We start from the raw sequence: 22,543 nt of genomic DNA on the forward strand, positions 1-22,543 counted from the left end.
TAAATATAATACTTACAATATAATTACTGTCATTGGTACGGATATAATTATTCAAGAACCATAACAGTGTATTGTAAGATAGTGATCTGTTATTTGCTTAGCTTTTTATTGGTTTATTCAATGCGTAAAAATGTAGGTAAATATCATGATTACCAATGAACAAATCTGCGATTTGCATGGACTATTCTATTATAATTATGGGTAAATATACATAGCCGCGCCGCCGCCCTTAGCTAAATTTATATCGAGTTTAGTTTTATTGGTAACCGTAACGATTTTATGAACGTAACTGGTGGCCACCTTATCGGCATCCGCCCCATCGGTATAAATATCTGCCTTATAAGTAACACCTGCCGGGAGAAACGAGAAATCAATTTTGATAGTTCTTGCTGTCCAATCCGTCATGGCGCCTACGTACCAGTTTTTGTTTTTTCTTTTGGCGATTACGGCGTATTCGCCCACTTTGCCGTCGAGCACTTTGGTTTCCTGGAAAACAGTTGGTACAGCCGAGATATATTTCATTATATCGGGATACTTTTCATACTCGGTTGGCGAATCGGACAGCATGGCGAAAGTTTGATCGAAAATAACGTACATGGCCAATTCATGGCAACGGGTACCTAATGATGACGGCAGTCCCGGATCTACAGGCTTAAACGTTTCCATTGTAGCATTGCGCATAGAGCCGGGTGTATAATCGAGCGGACCGGCTAACATCCTTGTAAACGGAAATGTTAAATGGTGTTTAGGGTTAGCGGTATAATCCCATTTTGAACATTCTTCGCCTCGCACCGCTTCATAGTTTACAATATTGGGGTAGGTGCGCTGCAAGCCGGTTGGTTTACTACAGCCATGAAAATTGACCATTAATTGCCGTTTGGCTGCTTCCTTAGCAATCAGTTCGAGCCAGCTGATGGCTTCCTGGTCGTCGCGGTCGAAGAAATCAACCTTGATACCTACTGCGCCGAGGCTTTTTATAAAATCGAGGTTCTTGCCGAGGTCTTTTAATAGTGGCGATGCCACGCACCATAAAAACACGCCCACATTTTTCTTTTTGGCATAGCTGATCAACTCGTGCATATCTACCCGCGGACTGATTTTGGTTACATCATAATTGTTTGACCATCCGGCATCCACCATCAAATACTCCAGCTTATTTTTAGCGGCAAAGTCTACATAGTATTTATACAATACGGTGTTACGGTTAGGCATGCCCGAAGGAATATCAGCACCCGGTAACATGGCATCGTGCCACCATTCCCAGGTTGCCTTGCCCGGTTTTATCCACGCGGTGTTTTTAATTACCGATGGTTTAGATAGCTTGTATATCAGCTCGTTATTAAGCAATGTTTTGTCGTCATCAGTAGCGATGATCACCCGCCACGGATAGGTCCTGGTGCCTTCTGTTTGCGCGATATAGTTTTTACGTTCTTTTACTACCGATACGAAATCGCCCCAGCTACCCATTACGGTAACTGCCGGGTATGCGGCAAAGTTACCTGCAAAATGCTTGCCCTGTTTTTGAATGTACATCCCCGGGTAATTGAACAGGTCGGCTTCGGCAACTACTACTTTAATGCCGGATTTATAAGCGAACAGTGCAGGTGTTAAAGCCCGTTTGCCATTTGCGATAGAATCGGTTGATCGATGCTCAACATAAGGCACTTCCCATGCGGTATAGTTATCTGTTTCGGGCAATATGGCAGCGGGCGCTCCTTGCAGGTTGAAATTGGCCTGCTCACTTAATACCTTTACCGAGTCTTTTAACGCGGTTACAAAACGATAGGCCACGCCCTCATTATAAGCCCGTACTATAAGCGAATACGATCCCGTAAAATCAATAGTTAACTGATTGTAATGCTCCGCAAGATTTGCAACCTTACCAAAAGGCGGATGAATCACGGTATTTACAGTGCTTGTGGCTGTCTTTTTTACTTTTGCATCTTTACCTAAAACCTCCTTATCTAAAGTAAGGGAGAGAGCAGACGGCAATAGTATGTTCGTGTTTTTATAAGCCACCGAATAAGTGATGCTATCCTTTACGTTGATACTGATTTTGAAGTTATTATCGGGCGATTTCAGCTGATATGTTTGTGCCGATACGGATGTAAAACTTAATAGGCCAAGGGCGAGGATGAGTGTGGTAGAAGGTTTTCTCATATCAGACCAAATTTGAAATTAATGTATTCGTCATATACTTTATGCTTTTTTAAAATTGGCGAGGGGAATTGAGGGTGGTTTATACTATCCGGATAATGCTGGCATTCCAGGCAGAGGCCTTCATAAGGCTGGCAGTACCGGTTATTATGATTGAGGTAGTGGCTTGCCAGGTAATCGCCGGTATATAAGAACACACCGGGATAGGAGGTGGTGACTTCCAAAAAACGGCCGCTTGTTTCGTCGGTCAGTTTGGCGGCGTAGCCGTTAGCGGCAACATCACTATCGTTTAGTATATAAAAGGAATTGATACCGCTACTTTGCTGTACTTTCTCTTTTAAAATGTCGCCTTTAAACTCAATTTCAGCCGCAGGCTTTATTTCTCCTGTCGGGATGTAATCCTCACCGGCATCTACAATGGTATCGCCGCTGATGGTTAAGCGGTGATCGAGCATGGTTTCGGCTCCCGAAAGATTGAAGTAAGCATGATTGGTGAAATTTGCTATGGTATCCTGATCGCTCACCGCCGCGTAATGGATGGATAGTTCGTTATCGTCGCTCCACTTATAAGTTACCCTTAAATTCAGGTTTCCGGGGAATCCGCCGTCGCCATCATTACTATGCAGCACCATTACCAAATGATCGTCCACAATTTCAAAGCCGAATACCCGGTAATTGAACCCGCTTGACGCGCCATGATTAGAGTTTACGCCATCATTAGCTTCGAGGTGATAAATTTGTCCGTTAAGTTCAAATTTAGCTCCACCTATACGATTGGCGAAACGACCTACAGTTGAGCCGATATAACATTTATCGTCCAGATAAGCCGCCGCATCAGCGAAGCCTAATATTACATTGCCCTGATCGCCATGTTGATCAGGCACCACTACTGATACCAGCGTTGCGCCGTAATTGCTTATCTCGGCGTAGGCACCTGTGCTATTGGTTAGTTTAAATAAATAAAGGTTTTCGCCTTTGTATGTTCCCCAATCTTTGCGGGTAATAGTTGTACTCATATTTTAATAGGCTGAAATTTATTAGCGTGCTGAATGGTATTTATAAAGCATTGAAAATATCTTATTTATTGGGGCATTGGTTGGAATGATTGGCCGGGATAAACCTACTCCAAAATAGAAGTTGGTAAAATGGACAAAATTTAAAAATACATGGATTATTTGGATCGTTAAACAAACAGGTTATAGTATGCATAAATCGTGCTTTAATTGTTAAATTGTATTTAATCGTATAATCCATTAAAAAAAAGGTATCCTCTATTCTAAAAGGTATTGCACGCAACTAATTTTGGCTTAAATCAATAAACCACGCTGAGCAATCTATTATTAAACCAATGCCAAATAAAGCAATGCTAAATCATTCAGGCTTGTTCAGGTAATTAAACAAACACGGTTATAAATTTTTAGCACAGTCATAGTGCTTAACATTTCATTGTCAGGATGTTTTGGTGGCATTGCCGGGATTTATAAGGTGGTTTAACGATTTAACAGATATTAATATTTAACAAAACAGGCATCCTAAACAATATGCAGTTATTAAAAGATAAAGTTGTTTTTTTAACAGGAGGCACCGAGGGGATAGGTTTTGAATGCGCAAGGGTTTTTCGCGCAGCCGGAGCACAATTATCCATCATAGCCAACTGCCACGAAAGCATAGAACGAGCCAATGAAAAGCTAAACGGCGATGATGTTTTGTACGTTAAGGCCGATGTTTCAAAAGGCCACGAAATAAAAAATGCCATTGAAAAAACGGTAGAACGCTTTGGTAAAATAAACGTGATACACAATAACGCAGGCATTTCTGATCCCTCAAAGCCATTACATGAAACCACCGAAGAGGAGTGGGAACGTTTATTTGATGTTAACGTAAAGGGTTTATATAATACAACCCGTTATGGCATTAGCGAACTGATAAAAACCAAAGGCAATATATTGAGCACAAGTAGTATAACTGCCGAAATTGGACAGGATATACATGCCGCTTACACAGCCACCAAGGGCGCTATCAATTCGCTTACCAAATCAATGTCGATAGATTACGCGCATTTGGGTATCAGGGTGAACGCTATTGCGCCCGCGGGTGTTTGGACACCTATGCTAAGGAACTGGAGCAGTCAGCAGCCCGATCCATCATCTATTGAAAAATACCTGGATAATATTCATTTATTGGGCTATTGCCCCGAAGCCGATGTTATTGCCGATGCTTGTTTGTTTTTAATATCGGAACAAGCCCGCTTTATAACAGGCTGCATTATGCCGGTAAGCGCTGGTGCCGAACTCGGTTACCGCACCAATAAATAATACCCCAATCAGCACAAAACATAATGATTAAAAATATACAAGTTAAAGACGTTCGTTTTAAGTTAGATGGCAATGCAGGCAGCGATGCTATACACCGCGACCCCATATACTCTTACGCCGTAACCGAATTGCAGGACGATAGTGGCCTTACAGGTACCGGCCTCGCGTTTACATTAGGCGAAGGCAATGACCTGGTTTGCAAAGCAGCGCAATTTTACGCCGAAAAATTCAGGGGGAAGGATATTGAAGAAGTAATGGCCGATTTCGGCAGTATATTTTTGCAACTGTCAAACGAGCAGCAGTTCCGCTGGCTTGGTCCGCATAAGGGTGTGGTGCATTTGGCGCTGGCATCGGTTACCAATGCCTGTTATGATCTGTGGGCCAAAAGACGGGGCGTACCGCTATGGAAATTACTGATCGACCTGTCGCCCGAGCAAATTGTGAATACGCTTGATCTTTCGTATCTCGAAGATGAACTTACCCGTGAGCAGGCGATCAGCCTTATTGCAGGGCAGCAGGACGGAAGTTTAGCGCGCCAGGCTGTTTTAGAAACCGGTTACCCGGGATATGATACCTCTATTGGCTGGTTCAATTATTCCGACGAAAAAGTGCGCGAGAATTGCCATAAGGCTATTGCCGAGGGTTTTACAGCAATGAAGCTGAAGGTAGGCTCTGCCGACCCTGAAAGGGATATCCGCAGATCGAATATTGTAAGGGAAGTAGCCGGAGATAACGTAAAGGTAATGCTTGATGCCAACCAGCAATGGAACCTGCCGCAAGCCATAGCCATTTGCGGCGAACTGAAGAAGATGAACCCATACTGGATAGAAGAACCAACGCACCCCGACGACGTACTGGCGCATAAAACACTGGCTGACGCTATTGCCCCGGTAAAGCTGGCATTAGGCGAGCATGTACCTAACCGGGTAATATTTAAAAACTACCTGCAAACAGGTGCCGCTGGCTTTATACAGGTTGACGCGGTAAGGGTAGGTGGCGTAAGCGAATTTATTACCACCAGTTTATTATGTAAAAAATATGGCGTTCCGGTTGTACCGCACGTAGGCGATATGGGGCAGTTACACCAGCATTTGGTTTTATTTAACCATATAAAACTGGGGCACGAAGCTTTATTTTTAGAGCACATTCCGCATTTGCAAAAACATTTTGTAAACCCGGTGAAGATTGAGAACGGGGTTTATATTACGCCGCAGGTACCCGGCAGCAGTTGCGATTTGAAATAATATACAGCATTTAATAAAATGATAGGTTCTCTTGATATTACTATAAGTGCCTTATACATACTGGGTATAGTGCTGGTGGGTTTGTGGGCCGGTATAAGGCATCAAAGTAAAACCAAAAACAACACAAACGCCGCGGGCGAATACTTTTTGGCAGGCAAAACGCTTCGCTGGCCGATGATAGGCTTGGCGCTTTTTGCTACCAATATATCTTGTGTGCATTTGGTGAGTTTGGCGCAAAGCGGTTTCGATACCGGCTTGCTTAACGGCAACTTTGAGTGGATGGCATCGTTCACGCTGATATTGCTATCCCTGTTCTTTGTGCCTTTTTACATTAAATCCGGTGTAGCTACGCTGCCCGATTTCCTCGAAAAACGATACGACCGTTCAAGCCGCGATTGGCTGGCTATCGTATCGGTGGTATCGGCCGTAATTATCCATATCTCGTTCTCGCTGTTGGCTGGCGGTATTGTGTTGCAAACGCTTTTTGGGGTGGATATGTATACCAGCGTGATCATCATCTCCATTCTTACCGCCATATACACGGTGGTGGGCGGTTTAACCGCGGTGGTAGTGACCGAATCTATACAAACCATTGTGCTTTTAAGCGGCGCGGTTATCATGAGCGTGGTGGCCTATAATAAAATGGGCGGCTGGGAGCCAATGGTGGAGGTGCTTAGAAACAGCGGACAAATGGATAAATTATCTATGATGCGCCCGCATGGCGATAGTAGCGGCATGCCTTGGTATTCTATATTTTTAGGTTACCCTGTGCTGGGTATATGGTACTGGTGTGCCGATCAAACCATTGTGCAGCGTGTACTGGGTGCAAAAGATGAGAACCACGCCCGCGTAGGGCCGCTGTTTTGCGGCTTTATTAAAATACTGCCCGTATTCATTTTTGTATTACCGGGACTATTCGCTTACACATTATCAAAAAGCGGTCATTTAGATATATCAGCGTTAACCAGTGTTCAGGCCGGTAAAGAGGTAGTGAACAGTAAAGGTATTTACACATTGATGATCACCCAGTTGATCCCGAAAGGATTGATTGGGGTGCTGGTTGCCGCATTGTTATCAGGCTTAATGAGCCAGATCTCGGGCGCGTTAAACTCCATCTCTACCATGGTGAGCTACGATATTTACAAACGCTACAAACCCAATGCTACGGATAAAAGCCTGGTTAAAACAGGTAAGATCTCAGCAGGTGTGGCCATGATATTATCACTGTTGTTGCTGCCATTGCTAAATAGTTACGAAAGCATCTTCAATGGACTGAACGACATTATAGCGCACATAGCCCCTCCAATAACCTGCGTGTTTTTATTAGGTGTATTTTGGAGTAAGGCATCGGCTCAGTCATCAAAATTAACCTTGTGGATAGGTTCGGCAATAGGAGTGGCGGTGTTCACGGTAAGTAAGTTATATCCTGATACTCTTATTGGTCATGTGCCTTTTATGATGATGGCGTTTTACCTGTTCTGCGTTTGTGTGCTGTTGCAGGTTAGCTTCTCATACATATATCCGGTACGGCACACTGCCGAGAGCGAAAACCTGTACTGGAAATCACCGTTCGAATCATTTAAAACTCCGGGATGGAGCGGCATAGGTAATTATAAGCTATTGTCCATCGTGCTGCTGCTTATCATGTCGGCACTGTTTTGGATTTTCAGATAAATTTTATGAAACAAACACGCTTAACATTATTAAATATTATCGCGCTAATTATTATTTGCGTTGCCGTATCGTGTACAAATACAGAGCAAACGTCATCTGAAGCGCCTGCTAAACCGCAGCGTTTTGGAATGGTAACAGGCCTGAAACCCGAAAAATTGGAATATTATAAGAAGCTACATGCCAATGCCTGGCCCGGTGTGCTGAAAAAAATTAAAGAATGTAATATTCAAAACTATTCCATCTACCTGCAAAAAATAGATGGCAAGTATTTTCTGTTTAGCTATTTTGAATACACCGGAGGCGATTTTAAAGCCGATATGAAGAAAATGGCGGCTGACAGTACCACGCAAAAATGGTGGAAAGAAACCGCCCCTGCGCAGATACCATTACCCGAGGCGGCCGCCAAAGGCGAAACATGGGCAAACATGGAAGAGGTATTTCATACCAATTGACCCACACCCAAACAATGATGCATTATTTGCTCATTAAACATACTTCAAATATGTATGATGGGGCTTGTTTTGTCTATTAAAGTCCATCTCATTGAAATTACCGTTGTTTAAATGGTATTATTTTGATTGAAAAGTTACCATCTTAATAAAATATTGTGTGTTCACATTCGAAAAATAAAAAAGGGATTGAATAATCGAATAGTCCATTATAATAAAAGAATACACCATTTATAGCCGTATCAGCTTGCTATACATTTGTTTCATAAGCCAAATAATTTTTTAGATATAAAACCAAGCTTTCATTAATGAAAATGAAGGTGCAATAAAAGTGCATCCCTGTATCTTTTTGATTATAAACTATTTATAACTAATTATTAAACCATTTTATGAAGCAAATTTACGAATTAAGTAAACGCCTCCTGGTGTTAAAAATTCCAAACAAGTATGCAGCCGGTTTTTGCCGGTTATTGTTCTTGTTAATTGTGTTTGGATGCTGTGACAGCACATTTGCGCAAAATCAAACAAAAATTACCATAACGGGTACAGTGGTTGATACTCTTGGTGTAACGGTAATTGGCGCCAACGTTGGCCCGGCCGACAAAAAAGGCCAAAGCACATCAACCGACGCGAACGGTAAATTTGTGCTTGACGTAGAGCCCGGTACCTTGCTAAGAATAACCTATGTAGGTTATACTGATAAAACCTTTACCGCATCGGCCAGCCAACGTTCGGTACGCATCGTTTTAAAAGAAGCAACCAATACTTTAGCCGATGAAGTGGTAATTACAGCTTACAGCCGTAAGCAAACCCGCGAAGCCATTGTAGGTTCTGTTACCACGGTTAAGCCCGGCAACTTAAAAATACCGGCAAGTAACTTAACCAACGCGTTGGCAGGACAGGTGGCCGGTGTTATCGCTTACCAGCCAAGCGGCCAGCCGGGGCAGGATAATTCAAACTTCTTCATTCGTGGTGTAACTACTTTCGGTTATAAAAAAGACCCGCTTATTTTAATTGATAACGTTGAGCTTACCGCTACGGATTTAGCCCGTTTACAAGTTGACGATATTGAGAGCTTTTCGATATTAAAGGATGCAAGTGCTACCGCGTTATACGGTGCACGTGGTGGTAACGGTGTTATTTTAGTAAAAACCAAAGAGGGTAAAGCAGGTAAACCGCAGATCAATGTAAGGTTGGAAAACTCGCTTTCTCAATCGGTAAAAACCCTTGACCTGGCCGATCCGATCACTTACATGAGGCTTTTCAACGAAGCTACCGTAACCCGCGATCCGCTGGCTATACGTCCCTTCACCGAAAATAAAATATTAAATACCCAGGCAACTTTAAACAATGCGCCGGGCAGTAACCCATACGTTTATCCGGCAGTCGACTGGATAGATATGCTGTTCAAAAAACGGACTTCAACCCAACGTGGTAACTTAAACCTTCAGGGTGGCGGTGGTGTAGCACGTTATTATGTTGCCGGTTCGTATACTAACGATAACGGTATTTTACGTACCGATATCCGTAACAATAATAACAACAATGTTAAGTTCCAAAATTACCAGTTACGTTCTAACGTAAACATTAACGTTACTGATAAAACAGAGTTGATTATCCGTTTATCGGGTACTTTCAACGAGTATAACGGTCCGCAAACACCTGATGGTGGTTTCTCGACTGATCTTTATAACCTGGCATCACATACCAGCCCGGTATTGTTCCCGGCATTTTACGAGCCCGATGCAGCCAATCAAAATGTTCAGCACATATTATTCGGTAATACGCCGGGCGTAAGCACAGGTTCAACCGAAAACATTAACCCTTATGCGTACTTGCTGCAAGGCCACAAAAACTCATCCGAATCGAGGATGCTGGCACAACTGGAGTTAAACCAAAACCTTGATTTTATTACTTCGGGCCTTAACTTCCACGGTATATTCAGCACCAACAGGCATGCAAGCTTCCAGTCGTCAACTTACTATAACCCGTTTTATTATAATATTGATACGTATGATAAGCTTTCAAATACTTATGTGCTTAAATGGTTAAACAACCAGCCCGGCCAGGCGCAGGAATACCTTTCCTACTATCCCGGTGCCAGCGTATTGGATAACTTCATTTACTTTCAGGGCGTGTTAGATTATGCCAAAACATTTGGTAAAGATCATAACATCAGCAGCGCGTTGATCGGCACACGCCAGCAAACGCTTTATGCTAATGCCAACAGTTTATTCAACGCTTTGCCTTTCCGTAACCTTACACTGGCGGGGCGTGCTACCTACTCATACAAAAGCAGGTATTATTTAGAGTTTAACTTTGGTTATAACGGTTCAGAGCGTTTCTCTTCGCAGCACCGTTACGGTTTCTTCCCAACCATTGGTGGTTCTTGGATCGTGTCTGAAGAGAAATTTTGGGGCGACCTTTCTCAAGTAGTCGACCGCTTTAAATTGAGAGCCAGCTACGGTTTAGTAGGTAACGATGCCATTAGCGACAGGAGGTTCTTCTACCTGTCCGACGTAAATCTTAACGGTGGTGCAGGCTCATCATTTGGTAGCAGCAATGGTTACAGCCGCAACGGGGTTACCATACGTAATTATCAAAACGATGACGTAACCTGGGAAACCTCAAAACAGATCAACTTAGGCGTAGAGTTTACTTTGTTTAAAAACTTTAACGTAGTTGCAGAGGTATACAAAAACAACAAATACAATATTTTACAAAACCGTAGCTTCAGCAGTATACCAAGCACTACGGGTTTAGAGGCCGCTATTGCAGCCAACATCGGTAAAGCCGAATCAAAAGGTATTGATATTCAAATTGATGGTAAAAGGCAAATAGGCAAAACAGGCTTTATATCGGCACGCGGTAACTTTACTTATACCGAAAACAAGTATACCAAATTTGAGGAGCCGGATTATCCAGAAGCTTATCGTCACCTGACCGGACAGGCCATTAACCGCAATTTCGGTTATGTAGCCGAGCGTTTATTTGTTGATGATGAAGAGGCCCGCAACTCACCTACGCAGATTTTCAGTACTGGTGGTATCGCGCCAATGGGTGGTGATATCAAATACCGCGATTTAAATAACGATGGTAAAATTGACGGTGCCGATCAAACGTTTTTAGGTAACCCTTATATTCCGCAAATAGTGTATGGTTTTGGTGTATCGGCGGGATACAAAGGTTTCGATATATCAGCATTCTTCCAGGGACAGGCTAAGGTATCCTTCTTTATCGATCCTGCTCGTACCAGTCCGTTCATCAAAAGCCCTGATTCATACTATACAGGTAACACCCAGCTATTGCAGGATTACGCCGACAATCACTGGTCGGAAGATAACCAAAACCTGTATGCCATGTACCCAAGGTTAGGTGCCAACGGCGCGCAAATTGAAAACAACAGGCAAACAAGCACCTGGTGGATGCGCGACGGCAGCTTTATTCGCTTGAAATCGGCCGAGATAGGTTACAGTTTAACCGCGACAGCTGCTAAAGTTTTAGGCTTAAGAACCGCGCGTATATATGTTAACGGCCTCAACCTTATTACCTGGAGCCCTTTCAAAATGTGGGATCCGGAATTGGGCGGTAATGGCTTCGCCTACCCTATACAAAAAGTGTTTAACATGGGTATAAACGTGGGTATATAACATTAACTGATAAATATTTAGATATGAAATCGTACTATAAATATATATACATGATAGTTATCGCTGTAACAAGCGTATCGTGTAAAAAGTACCTTGATGTTACGCCTGATAACGTAGGTACTATTGATTATGCATTCAGGAACAGGAACGAGGCCGAAAATTATCTGTTCACCTGCTACAACACCTTGCAAAATTTCGCGGGCACGCAAAACGATCCGGGTTTTACTACCTCGGGCGAGGTGATATTTCCGAATAATCTTACCGATAATCAGGGCGTTAACCCAACAGGCTTTAATATTATACGTGGCACACAAACCACGCAAAATGTAGGCCTTAACTATTGGGATGGTGAAAATGGAGGGCAGGCGATATTTGTTGCACTAAGAAGATGCAATACCATGCTGGAGAATATTGACAAGCCTATTGACCTTACCGTAGGCGAAAAAGCCAGGTGGATTGCAGAGGTTAAATTTTTGAAAGCCTACTATAATTACTTTTTGTACCGTATGTACGGTCCGATTCCTATTATGGATAAAAACCTGCCTGTAACCAGCCAGCCTGAAGATTTAAAGGTAAAACGTGCGCCGGCAGATTCTGTAGTGAATTATATAGTAAGGCTTATTGATGAAGCAGTGCCTGATCTGCCGCCTTTCATCCAAAACCAAACCCAGGAACTGGGCCGTATTACCAGGACTATAGCACTTAGTGTAAAAGCCGAAGTATTAGCCACAGCTGCAAGCCCGTTATTTAATGGCAATCCTGATTTTGTAGGTTTAAAAAATAAAGACGGTGAAGCATTATTTAGCCCTACTTATGATGCCACAAAATGGGACAGGGCTGCAATTGCCTGCAATGAGGCTATACAAAATGCTGAAGCCAATGGTTATCGTTTGCATACGTTGCTTACATCGGCATCAATCCCTCAAAACTTAACCGACTCATTAAAGAAAGTATTAAACCTGCAAACTACTATTACCGATAAATGGGAAACTAACCCGGAGATAATATGGGCGTTAAACCCAACCTTCGGCTTCGGCAACCAGGAATATTTTATGCCAAGGTTAACCTCAGACGCGGCTAAAAACCTGATTGCTCAGGGTACACTGGCAGCACCTATAAGTCAGCAGGAGTTGTATTATACCGAAAATGGCGTGCCTATTAATGAGGATAAGAACTGGGATTATAATGGACGCTACAATTTGCAAACAGGAGATGATGCTAACAGGTTCTACATCCACAACGGCTATCAAACTGTAAAAGCACACTTTCACCGCGAGGCTCGTTTTTATGCCGATCTTGCTTTTGATGGTGGTGTTTGGTATGGTAACGGCATCTTGGGCAACGGTGAAAACGCGTTATGGGTATCGGCCCGAAGCAGTTCGTCATTTGCCGGCCCTAAAGATAATATTCGTATTAACGTAACAGGGTACTGGCCTAAAAAACTGGTTAACTACTTAACAGTATACGATAAAACCATGACCTGGGAAGATTTTCGCTTGCCTCGTATCAGGTTAGCGGGCATGTACTTATTATATGCTGAAATACTGAACGAACAAGGCAGGCCTTATGCTGAGGTATTAAGCTATGTTGACAGGGTTAGGGCTCGTGCAGGTTTAGCAGGTGTTGAAGCGGCATGGACAAACTTCTCAAAAACGCCAACCAAATTCACCACTAAAGATGGCTTACGCCAGATCATTCACCAGGAAAGAAGAATAGAACTTTGTTTTGAAAAGCAAGCAGGCTGGGATTTACGCCGTTGGAAAGAATTGCAAACTGCCATGAGCAGGCCATTGCAAGGTTGGAACGTGGCCGAAGAATCGCCAATAAACTACTATCGCCCACGTACTATTGTAACACCGGTTTTCAATACACGGAATTACCTGTGGCCAATTAAAGCCGACGCGCTGATAGTAAATACTAACCTTGTTCAAAATCCGAATTGGTAACCTGTTATCCAATTAATAATTGTGAGATTATGAAAAATATTAAAAATTACTCATTACAGGTACTAATAGGCTTGTTAATGATTGGCATAGCTTCATGTAAGCGAAACGATGGTTACAACACCGGGCCTATATCAAATGATGGTACAAAACCGGGCGTGGTAACCAATATTAAGGTAGATAACTTTAACGGTGGTGCCAATATCACCTATGACCTGCCGAACTCCGACAATATTTTGTACGTGTTGGCTAAGTATCATATTAATGATAAAGCATCACGCGAAACAAAATCATCATACTACAAAGATACCGTTGTGGTAAATGGCTTTAAGGCCTCGCAAGATTATGATGTGACATTGTATACGGTTAGCCGCGCCAATGTAATGTCTGATCCTATTACAGTAAAAGTTCACCCCGAAACCCCGGTGTATCAACTGGTACGCCCAAGCGTGGCTATTACGCCCGATTTTGGTGGTGTTAACGTAAAGGCGCTTAACCCGTTACGTAAAGAAATAGGTATTATAGTAGTGGCTTATGATGATGTAACCAAAACACTGGAAGTGCAGGATCAGCATTTTACCAAGACCGATACCATTGATTATTCATTGCGTGGTTATAATACAGATGCCCGCGATTTCGGAGTTTACGTTACCGACCAGTGGGGAAACATTTCTGATACACTTAAAGCAAACCTGAATCCTCTTTTTGAAGAAATGCTTGATAAAAGTAAGTTCTTTAACTTTCCGTTACCAACAGACGCGCCCTTATATTCGGGCGGTGGTTGGATAGTTAGAAACCTTTGGGATGGCAATACCGGCGAACCGGGTTGGCATACAGATGGTTCTACTCCGCCGTTTACGTGCACATTTGGTGTAGGACCAACTTATAAATTAAGTCGTTTTGTAATGTGGGAAAGATCGGGTACCTGGTCTTATGGCCATGGTAACCCACGCGATTTTAGTATATGGGGTTCAAATGCTAACTCACCTGCCGATGCCAGGTTGCCGTTGCAAGCTCCGGTAGGCGCTGTTGTGGGCGATTGGATCAATATGGCTAATTATCATTTTCCTGATCCGCCATCTGGTTTCCCGCCTACAGCTATAACACCTGCCGATATCGATTTTGTAACCAAGGGTGTAAACTTTAATGTGCCGTTTAACGCGCCATCGGTTAAGTTCATCCGTGTTTCGGTAGCCAGAACATGGTCGGGTGGCGATTTTGCGCATATTTTGGAATTCTCCTTCTATGGCAAACCGGAATAAGTTTTTGAACTATTAAAATCAGCAAAAAATGAAAAAGATCATATATATCATATTTAGTTGCCTGGCGCTTGCTGCTGTGTACAGCTGTAATAAGCAGGTGACGGATTTTAAGGAATTTTATAAAGACCACGAAATTGTATATACCGGTGCAGTAGGTAATGTAACCACCCATCCGGGCAATTTACGTGTAGAATTGAAATGGAAATCGAGCACCGACCCAAGTATCACAAAGTATGTGGTTTACTGGAACAACAGGGCAGATTCGCAAGTGGTTAATATCACTGCTAAAACTGATAGCGTTAGCACTATCATCAATGGCCTTAACGAATTTGTTTACTCGTTTGTAATTTACTCTCAGGATGGTAAGGGTAACAGGTCAATATCCAAAGAAGTAAATAACGTTAAGGTTTATGGCCCAATTTATAATAGCACGCTGTTAAACAGGGCTTATGATGGCAATACCCCCTTTGTTAATTTAACAACAGGTGCTGTGCGTTTAAACTTTACCAATGCAGATACTATCAATATTGCTACCGAAATACGATACACTAAAACTTCCGGTGAAAATGTAACGCTCAATTTAAGCGGCGACAGTTCGAGTATCTTACTGCCCGATTTTAAATACGGTACTGATGTTACTTATAAATCATCATACATACCGGAACGCTCATCAATAGATGTTTTCCAGGTGGCCGATTATAGTACCTATCCTACAATCTTCAGGTTGGTTCAGTGCCCTAAATCATTATTTAAAGCGATAAGCCTGCCTAATGATGTACATGCCGACTTTGGTACCAGTCTCGAAAAAATGTGGGATGGTAGTGTAGGTCCGCAAACCTATCCTAATATCTTTCACTCCAATGAAGCAAGGTTACCGCATCATTTCACCTTTGATTTGGGAGCGGTATACAATTACCTGGCCCAGGTTGAAGAAACCGGCAGAGATCAATCGCATAATCCGCTTGATTTTGAAATATGGGGCATAGCTACAGATAATATCAATGCCGCGGCTACAAATTTACCATCAACCGATGCCGGCTGGAAAGATGAAATGGTAGCCAAAGGCTGGACTTTGCTTAAAGAAGTTGTAAGAACGGATGACGGAAAGGCTGCATATAAAACGGACTTGTTAAGCAGTCCTCATCCCGTACGTTATATAAGGATTCGTGTTAAAACAAACTTCTCCGGCGAAAACTACAGCAATATCAGCGAGTTTACCTTCTGGAATAGAGAATAAAACAATTGAATAACATTAGCCCGGCCAATCACCGGGTTAATGTTTTATAATAGCATCTGTTATGAAAAAATATTTATTAGCCATATTCCTGTTATCTGTATTAAGTACAAGCTTTGGGCAGGCACCGCCTAAAACACCCAAAGCGGTTATGGATAAGTTTATGGATCATCGCTTTGGTATGTTCATCCACTTTGGGCCGGTAACTTTACGCGGTACCGAAATAGGGTGGAGCCGAAACGAGCAAGTTCCGGGCGATGATTATGATAACCTGTACAAGGAGTTTAACCCGGTACTGTTTAATGCTGATGAATGGGTGAAAACGGCGAAAGATGCCGGTATGAAATACCTTACCATCACCAGCAAGCACCACGATGGTTTCTGTCTGTGGCCTACCGCTTATTCTGATTATAACATTACTAAATCACCATTTAAGCGCGATATAGTTGGCGAACTGGCCAAAGCCTGTAAAAAGCAGGGGATTGTATTCTGTATATACTTTACCGTGCTCGACTGGCACGATGCCGATTACCCCGAACACCGCAATGCTAAAGAGCCTAAGGTAAAAGGCGACATGAAAGCGTTCGTTGGCCGTATGAAAAACGAACTGACGGAAGTCATCACCAAATACCACCCGGCAATGCTTTGGTTTGATGGCTACTGGGAAGAGCCCTGGAAAAACGAATACGGCCGCGAAGTGTATAACCACATCAAAAGCCTTGATGTAAATATTGTGGTAAATAACCGCTTAGGTAAAGATCCAAATACCCTTTCGGGCGATGGCGCGGTAGGGGATTACCTCACTCCGGAACAACAAATTGGCAAGCTGAACATGGTTGAACCCTGGGAAACCTGCATGACTATTTGCAACCAATGGAGCTGGAAACCTAACGATGGCATGAAATCGGCCAAGGAATGTATACAAACCTTAGCTAAAACTGCCAGCGGCAATGGTAACCTGTTGTTCAATGTTGGCCCCATGATGGATGGCCGTATTGAACAGCGACAGATCAATCGTTTAAAAGAAATGGGCGATTGGTTAAAAGTATATGGTTCTGCTATTTACAGCACAAAGGGTGGCCCTTATGTACCTAATGATGTTTATGGAACTACACGTAAAGGGAATAAAATATTTGTTCACCTCTTTAAAAAAGAAGGCAATATGCTTACCTTGCCGGCCTTAAAGGATGCCGTTATTAAAAAAGCAACCTTTATGAATGGCACCGTATTGAGCTTTAAACAAGGCACTACGGTAACCATTGATCTGCCGGAGAATTTACCTGATGCAAACAGTAATGTTATTGTACTGGAATTGGATAAAAACGCTGAAAGCCTGCCGGTGGTTACAACCTCATAATTTTGTAATCAACACTTTATAAATATATAACCGTATAATAATTTAATGTTCAACTTACAAAACAAACATGCCGTTATTACCGGCGGAGGTAGTGGTATAGGCAGGGCAATATCTGTTCTGTTTGCCAAGCAGGGCGCTACAGTGCACATCATCGAATTAAACAAAGCCGCGGCCGAGCAAACCGTTGCCGAAATTGAGCAGGCCGGTTCAAAGGCTTTTTCTTATGAGGCAGATATCAGCAAGCAAGAGCAGGTATTAGCCGTATTTGAGGAAATTGGTAAGGTAGATATCCTGGTAAATAACGCGGGCATAGCACATGTTGGTAATCTCGAAAATACTACGGAGGCCGATCTTGACCGCCTGTACAATGTAAATGTGAAGGGCGCGTACAACGCGTTATATGCTGTTATTCCGGTGATGAAAGCTAATGGCGGCGGCGTTGTGCTCAATATGGCATCGATTGCATCGTCGGTGGGTATCAGCGACAGGTTCGCTTACTCCATGACCAAAGGCGCAATTTACGCCATGAGTCTTTCCGTAGCGCGCGATTATATTAACGATAATATCCGTTGTAATACCATTTCGCCGGCACGTGTACATACACCGTTTGTTGACGGTTTTATCGCCAAGAACTATGCCGGTAAAGAGGCCGAAATATTTGAAAAACTGTCAAAAAGCCAACCGATAGGCCGTATGGGCAAGCCTGAAGAGGTAGCAGCGCTGGCATTGTACCTATGCTCTGACGAGGCCGGGTTTATTACCGGTACCGATTACCCTATTGATGGCGGGTTTATCAAACTGAACAACTAATTTCCATATACCACAATACAAATACTTCATGAAACTGATAAGATACGGACAGCCGGGTAAAGAGAAAACCGGTGTGATTATAGATGATATAAAATACGATACATCTGCCTTCGGTGAAGATTATAACGAAGCTTTTTTTGAAAATGATGGCCTTGCCCGTTTACAGCAATATGTAGATGAGCACAAAGAAGGCTTAACTGCAATTGCCGACGCTGAAAGATTAGGCTCACCGGTAGCGCGCCCATCTAAAATTGTATGTATCGGTTTAAACTACCGCGATCATGCCGAAGAAACCAACGCGCCAATTCCATCAGAACCGGTGATCTTCTTTAAATCGACCACCGCACTGGTTGGTCCTAATGATGATATTACTATCCCTAAAAATTCGGTTAAAACCGATTGGGAAGTGGAGTTGGCTATCGTTATCGGCAAAAAAGCATCATACGTTGAAGAAGCGGAAGCGTTAGACTATGTAGCCGGTTATTGCCTGCACAATGATGTATCTGAACGTGAGTTTCAGTTAGAGCGTAACGGTACATGGGATAAAGGCAAAGGCTGTGATACGTTTGCGCCGGTTGGTCCGTTTTTAGCCACTAAAGAAGAAATAGCCGATGTGCACAACCTGCGTTTATGGTTAACCGTTAATGGCGAAACCATGCAGAATGGCTCAACCTCTAACTTTATATTCAATGTGCCTTATCTGATCCACTATGTAAGCCAATTCATGACCTTGCTTCCGGGTGATATTATTTCTACCGGCACACCGGCAGGTGTCGGTTTGGGCTTTAAACCTCCGGTATACTTAAAACCCGGCGACGTGGTTGAATTAGGCATTGACGGATTAGGCACTTCAAAGCAAACGTTGGTAGCTTATGCTAAAAATTGATTCGCATCAGCATTTCTGGATATATGACCCGGTAAAAGATGCCTGGATAACCGACGACATGAGCGTTATCCAAAGGGATTTTTTACCCGACGACCTCGCACCTCTACTGCAATACAATCATATAAGTGGTTGCGTCGCCGTACAAGCCGATCAATCTAACAAAGAGAGCGATTTTTTGCTTGGACTTGCAAAGGATAGCCACATTATAAAAGGCGTGGTAGGTTGGGTTGATTTTCAGGCTGATGATATTGAATCGCTTTTGAAGCATTACAGCCGGTTTCCGAAAATGAAAGGTTTCCGGCATGTTTTACAAGCCGAGCCTGATGTTAGGTTTATGCTTGGCGCCAAATTTATGCACGGTATCTCGCTGCTTAAAAAGTACGATTTTACCTACGATATTTTAATAAAGCCGCAACATTTACAGGCAGCAGCCGAGTTTGTTGCGGCTTTCCCCGAACAGCGCTTCGTTATCGATCATTTGGCAAAACCATTGATCAAAGACGGCCTGATAGACGAATGGCAGGAGGGTATAGGAAGGTTGGCCAAATTTCCGAATGTATATTGCAAGGTATCTGGTTTTGTAACCGAGGCCGACTGGCACAGCTGGCAGGCCGCCGATTTTATACCTTATTTTGATATAGTTTTTAACTCATTTGGTTTAAAGCGGGTAATGTTTGGTTCCGACTGGCCGGTTAATGTACTGGCGGGCGGATATAACCGGGCATTAAAGGTACTTACCGATTACACAGCTAAGTTTACAGAAACAGAGCAAGCGCAATTCTGGGGGCAAAACGCAATGGACTTTTATCGTCTTTAAAAAACCGATAATCCATGTTTTTGATGAAAGAAGGCAGCTATCTTTACCAATTACTATGAAGGTCGGATTATTTATTCCTTGTTATATTGATCAGTTTTATCCCAAGGTAGGTATAGCAACACTGCAACTATTAGAGAAGCTTGGGGTTGATGTGGATTATCCTCAAAACCAAACCTGCTGCGGGCAGCCCATGGCCAATTCGGGCTATGAGCATTTAACAAAAGGCACTAACGAATTATTCATTAACAACTTTAGCGGGTACGATTATATCGTCTCTCCGTCAGGGAGTTGTGCATTGCATATCAAGGATCACCTGCACTCTGATAAGCAGCATGCCGCGGGCGAAACCATCAGGAAAAGGATATATGAACTTACCGAGTTTTTAACCGATGTGCTGCATGTAAAGGAGTTAAAAGCAAACTTTCCGTACAGGGTTGGTCTGCACCAAAGCTGCCACGGGCAACGAGGTTTGAAGATATCGCAAATGACGGAATTAACTGCCGAACCTTTTTCAAAACCGGGTACCCTTTTAAATATGGTGAATGGTATACAAATGGTAAACTTAAGCCGTAACGACGAATGCTGTGGCTTTGGCGGTACATTTTGCGTTACCGAAGAAGCCGTATCGGTAAAGATGGGAAAAGACCGTGTTGCCGATCATATACAACACGATGCCGAGTACATTACAGCGGCAGATATGTCGTGCCTGATGCACATGGAAGGGATACTTAAACGTGGCAAAAGCCCGGTTAAAGTGATACATATTGCCGAAATTTTAAACGCCGAATAAGGATGAGTGAGATAAAAGACCATGCAGCCTTATCAGAGGTATTTAATAAGGATGAAGACCGTGTTAACTGGCACGACGAAACCCTTTGGTTTATACGCGAAAAACGTGACCGTGCCTCGCACGGCATAGCGGATTGGGAATTATTACGTGAAACCGCTTCGTTAATAAAGCATAATGTGCTCTCAAACATGCACAAATATTTGGTGCAGTTTGAGGCGAACGCGCAGGCAAACGGCATAACCGTACATTGGGCTGCCAATGCTGCCGAGCATAACGAAATTGTGTTATCCTTACTTAAAAAAAAGGAGGTGACACGCATGGTGAAAAGCAAATCGATGCTTACCGAGGAGTGCCACCTGAATGATTACCTGCAAAAGCATGGGGTAGAGGTGATCGACTCCGATTTAGGGGAACGCATTGTACAATTGGCCAACGAACCGCCAAGCCATATCGTACTGCCCTGCATCCATAAAAAGAAAGAAGAAATAGGCGATATATTCCACGAGCATTTGGGCACACCGGCAGGTATGTCTGATCCGCAGGTACTTACCGAAACAGCCCGGATCCACTTGCGCGAAACTTTCCTTACCCGTAAGGCGGCTTTAACCGGCGTAAACTTCGCTATTGCCGAAACCGGCGAGTTTGTGGTTTGTACCAATGAGGGTAATGCCGACATGGGCGCGCACCTGGCCGATATACATATTGCCAGTATGGGCTTTGAAAAGCTGATCCCGAAACGTGAAAATTTGGGTGTGTTTTTGCGCTTGCTTACCCGCAGCGCTACCGGACAACCTATTACCACCTATTCCAGCCACTTTAAAAAGCCAAGGCCGGGACAGGAAATGCATATTGTTATTGTAGATAACGGCCGCAGTGTGCAGTTGGGACGTGAAGATTTCCGCAATTCGCTGAAGTGTATCCGTTGTGGGGCTTGTATGAATACATGTCCGGTTTACCGCCGTAGTGGGGGGCATAGCTACCATACCGCGGTAGCGGGGCCAATAGGTTCTATCTTAGCGCCTAACCTGGATATGGAAAAATATTCCGATCTGCCATTCGCGTCAACGTTATGTGGTTCGTGCTCAAACGTATGCCCGGTTAAAATCGATATTCACGATCAGTTATATAAATGGCGACAGGTAATTGTAAAGAACGGTTACAGCAGCAAACAAAAAAGCCTGGGTATGAAAGCCATGACGTTTACACTGTCATCATCATTTGTATTTAAAACAGCAGGTAAGGCCGGGCGATTGGTAATGAAATACGCGCCTTTTGCCGTGAGTAATAAACTGAACCCATGGTACAAACAGCGCGATATGCCCGAACCACCGGCAGAATCGTTTGGGGAATGGTATAAAAAGAACAGGAAATAACAGTGAGCAGCAGAGATAAGATACTACAGGATATTCTAAAAAATCAGCCGGAACCTACCATATTGCCCGAAGGCGTAATATTCGGTTTCGCCGATACCGATCCGGTTTTGAAGTTTATTACCGCAGCGCAAACAATTGGCGCAAAGGCATATGAGGTGAACCAGCTTGAAGAAATAGCCCCACAAATAGCCGGATTATTTGATAAGGAAGGACGCATAGTTAGCGTGGTTGAAGGTGTAAATATCGGCGAAACTTATGCCGCCGCTGTACCGCATACCTTTGAAGATGTGAACGTAGCTATAATAAGAGGGCATTTTGGCGTTGCCGAAAATGGCGCAATTTGGATAACCGAGGATGTATTAGGCCATAGGGCTTTGCCTTTCATTTGCCAGCATTTAGTACTCATTATAGAGAAAAGCAAAATTGTACGGTTGATGCAAGATGCTTATGAAATCATAGCCGACAGTGATTATGGCTACAGCGCGTTCATTGCCGGGCCATCAAAAACTGCCGATATTGAACAATCGCTTGTAATTGGCGCGCATGGGCCAAGGAGCTTAAGCATCTTCCTGTTGCCCTAAA

Annotated in this window: 17 protein-coding genes; 15 read left to right on the forward strand and 2 right to left on the reverse strand. The window is 43.3% G+C overall.

All coding sequences use genetic code 11. The features are described from left to right. Positions 1–195: 195 nt before the first annotated feature. Positions 196–2,160: a glycoside hydrolase family 97 protein gene (locus tag AC07NA_RS01065; protein ID WP_494894914.1), complete on the reverse strand. Its 1,965-nt coding sequence runs from the start codon at positions 2,158–2,160 to the stop codon at positions 196–198. Then, complete coding sequence (locus AC07NA_RS01070) at positions 2,157–3,173, reverse strand: aldose epimerase family protein (protein ID WP_494894916.1); 1,017 nt, start codon at positions 3,171–3,173, stop codon at positions 2,157–2,159. Before AC07NA_RS01070 ends, AC07NA_RS01065 begins: the two co-directional genes overlap by 4 nt. Before the next feature lie 525 nt (positions 3,174–3,698). Between AC07NA_RS01070 and AC07NA_RS01075 the strand changes: the two genes are divergently transcribed. The 15 genes from AC07NA_RS01075 to AC07NA_RS01145 all read left to right on the forward strand — a co-directional run bounded on the left by AC07NA_RS01075 (position 3,699) and on the right by AC07NA_RS01145 (position 22,542). After that, positions 3,699–4,472: an SDR family NAD(P)-dependent oxidoreductase gene (locus AC07NA_RS01075; RefSeq protein ID WP_494894918.1), complete on the forward strand. Its 774-nt coding sequence runs from the start codon at positions 3,699–3,701 to the stop codon at positions 4,470–4,472. A gap of 23 nt (positions 4,473–4,495) precedes the next feature. Continuing rightward, positions 4,496–5,716, forward strand: a complete 1,221-nt coding sequence (locus tag AC07NA_RS01080) for an enolase C-terminal domain-like protein (RefSeq protein ID WP_494894920.1) — start codon at positions 4,496–4,498, stop codon at positions 5,714–5,716. A gap of 18 nt (positions 5,717–5,734) precedes the next feature. Next, positions 5,735–7,390, forward strand: coding sequence for a sodium:solute symporter (locus AC07NA_RS01085; protein ID WP_494894922.1), 1,656 nt, complete (start codon positions 5,735–5,737; stop codon positions 7,388–7,390). 5 nt (positions 7,391–7,395) lie between these two features. Further along, positions 7,396–7,842 (forward strand): L-rhamnose mutarotase, encoded by a 447-nt coding sequence (locus tag AC07NA_RS01090; protein WP_494894924.1) that lies wholly within the window; start codon positions 7,396–7,398, stop codon positions 7,840–7,842. A 386-nt stretch (positions 7,843–8,228) separates the two neighbouring features. Further along, positions 8,229–11,489, forward strand: a complete 3,261-nt coding sequence (locus tag AC07NA_RS01095) for a SusC/RagA family TonB-linked outer membrane protein (RefSeq protein ID WP_494894926.1) — start codon at positions 8,229–8,231, stop codon at positions 11,487–11,489. Between the two features lie 50 nt (positions 11,490–11,539). Further along, a complete protein-coding gene (locus AC07NA_RS01100; protein ID WP_494894928.1) occupies positions 11,540–13,435 on the forward strand; it encodes a RagB/SusD family nutrient uptake outer membrane protein in 1,896 nt (631 codons plus the stop codon). Between the two features lie 29 nt (positions 13,436–13,464). After that, positions 13,465–14,694: a DUF5000 domain-containing lipoprotein gene (locus AC07NA_RS01105; protein ID WP_345208963.1), complete on the forward strand. Its 1,230-nt coding sequence runs from the start codon at positions 13,465–13,467 to the stop codon at positions 14,692–14,694. A 28-nt stretch (positions 14,695–14,722) separates the two neighbouring features. Beyond that, the gene (locus AC07NA_RS01110; protein ID WP_494894930.1) at positions 14,723–15,931 is read left to right on the forward strand and encodes a DUF4998 domain-containing protein; all 1,209 of its coding nucleotides are present in this window, start codon (positions 14,723–14,725) and stop codon (positions 15,929–15,931) included. Positions 15,932–15,992: 61 nt separating this feature from the next. After that, positions 15,993–17,285 (forward strand): alpha-L-fucosidase, encoded by a 1,293-nt coding sequence (locus AC07NA_RS01115; RefSeq protein WP_494894932.1) that lies wholly within the window; start codon positions 15,993–15,995, stop codon positions 17,283–17,285. 45 nt (positions 17,286–17,330) lie between these two features. Continuing rightward, positions 17,331–18,095, forward strand: coding sequence for an SDR family NAD(P)-dependent oxidoreductase (locus AC07NA_RS01120; protein WP_494894934.1), 765 nt, complete (start codon positions 17,331–17,333; stop codon positions 18,093–18,095). A gap of 28 nt (positions 18,096–18,123) precedes the next feature. Beyond that, entirely contained in the window at positions 18,124–18,981 is an 858-nt protein-coding gene (locus AC07NA_RS01125; protein WP_494894936.1) for a fumarylacetoacetate hydrolase family protein, read from the forward strand. Next, entirely contained in the window at positions 18,968–19,798 is an 831-nt protein-coding gene (locus tag AC07NA_RS01130; RefSeq protein WP_494894938.1) for an amidohydrolase family protein, read from the forward strand. Before AC07NA_RS01125 ends, AC07NA_RS01130 begins: the two co-directional genes overlap by 14 nt. Positions 19,799–19,853: 55 nt before the next feature. After that, a complete protein-coding gene (locus AC07NA_RS01135) occupies positions 19,854–20,588 on the forward strand; it encodes a (Fe-S)-binding protein (RefSeq protein WP_494894940.1) in 735 nt (244 codons plus the stop codon). A gap of 2 nt (positions 20,589–20,590) precedes the next feature. Beyond that, positions 20,591–21,961: a lactate utilization protein B gene (locus AC07NA_RS01140; RefSeq protein ID WP_494894942.1), complete on the forward strand. Its 1,371-nt coding sequence runs from the start codon at positions 20,591–20,593 to the stop codon at positions 21,959–21,961. A gap of 2 nt (positions 21,962–21,963) precedes the next feature. Further along, on the forward strand, positions 21,964–22,542 hold the full coding sequence (locus tag AC07NA_RS01145) for a LutC/YkgG family protein (protein ID WP_494894944.1): 579 nt from the start codon (positions 21,964–21,966) through the stop codon (positions 22,540–22,542). The last annotated feature ends 1 nt before the right edge of the window (position 22,543 follow it).

The sequence above is a fragment of the Mucilaginibacter sp. GW821-FHT07G05 genome (assembly GCF_059418565.1).

What these genes read in the sequence shown, in the direction of transcription:
- AC07NA_RS01100 (WP_494894928.1), top strand. Translation starts at nt 11,540, where the DNA reads ATGATAGTTATCGCTGTAACAAGCGTATCGTGTAAAAAGTACCTTGAT.
- AC07NA_RS01135 (WP_494894940.1), top strand. Translation starts at nt 19,854, where the DNA reads ATGAAGGTCGGATTATTTATTCCTTGTTATATTGATCAGTTTTATCCC.
- AC07NA_RS01130 (WP_494894938.1), top strand. Translation starts at nt 18,968, where the DNA reads ATGCTAAAAATTGATTCGCATCAGCATTTCTGGATATATGACCCGGTA.
- AC07NA_RS01105 (WP_345208963.1), top strand. Translation starts at nt 13,465, where the DNA reads ATGAAAAATATTAAAAATTACTCATTACAGGTACTAATAGGCTTGTTA.
- AC07NA_RS01090 (WP_494894924.1), top strand. Translation starts at nt 7,396, where the DNA reads ATGAAACAAACACGCTTAACATTATTAAATATTATCGCGCTAATTATT.
- AC07NA_RS01070 (WP_494894916.1), bottom strand. Translation starts at nt 3,173, where the DNA reads ATGAGTACAACTATTACCCGCAAAGATTGGGGAACATACAAAGGCGAA.
- AC07NA_RS01120 (WP_494894934.1), top strand. Translation starts at nt 17,331, where the DNA reads ATGTTCAACTTACAAAACAAACATGCCGTTATTACCGGCGGAGGTAGT.
- AC07NA_RS01140 (WP_494894942.1), top strand. Translation starts at nt 20,591, where the DNA reads ATGAGTGAGATAAAAGACCATGCAGCCTTATCAGAGGTATTTAATAAG.
- AC07NA_RS01075 (WP_494894918.1), top strand. Translation starts at nt 3,699, where the DNA reads ATGCAGTTATTAAAAGATAAAGTTGTTTTTTTAACAGGAGGCACCGAG.
- AC07NA_RS01125 (WP_494894936.1), top strand. Translation starts at nt 18,124, where the DNA reads ATGAAACTGATAAGATACGGACAGCCGGGTAAAGAGAAAACCGGTGTG.
- AC07NA_RS01110 (WP_494894930.1), top strand. Translation starts at nt 14,723, where the DNA reads ATGAAAAAGATCATATATATCATATTTAGTTGCCTGGCGCTTGCTGCT.
- AC07NA_RS01085 (WP_494894922.1), top strand. Translation starts at nt 5,735, where the DNA reads ATGATAGGTTCTCTTGATATTACTATAAGTGCCTTATACATACTGGGT.
- AC07NA_RS01065 (WP_494894914.1), bottom strand. Translation starts at nt 2,160, where the DNA reads ATGAGAAAACCTTCTACCACACTCATCCTCGCCCTTGGCCTATTAAGT.
- AC07NA_RS01095 (WP_494894926.1), top strand. Translation starts at nt 8,229, where the DNA reads ATGAAGCAAATTTACGAATTAAGTAAACGCCTCCTGGTGTTAAAAATT.
- AC07NA_RS01080 (WP_494894920.1), top strand. Translation starts at nt 4,496, where the DNA reads ATGATTAAAAATATACAAGTTAAAGACGTTCGTTTTAAGTTAGATGGC.
- AC07NA_RS01115 (WP_494894932.1), top strand. Translation starts at nt 15,993, where the DNA reads ATGAAAAAATATTTATTAGCCATATTCCTGTTATCTGTATTAAGTACA.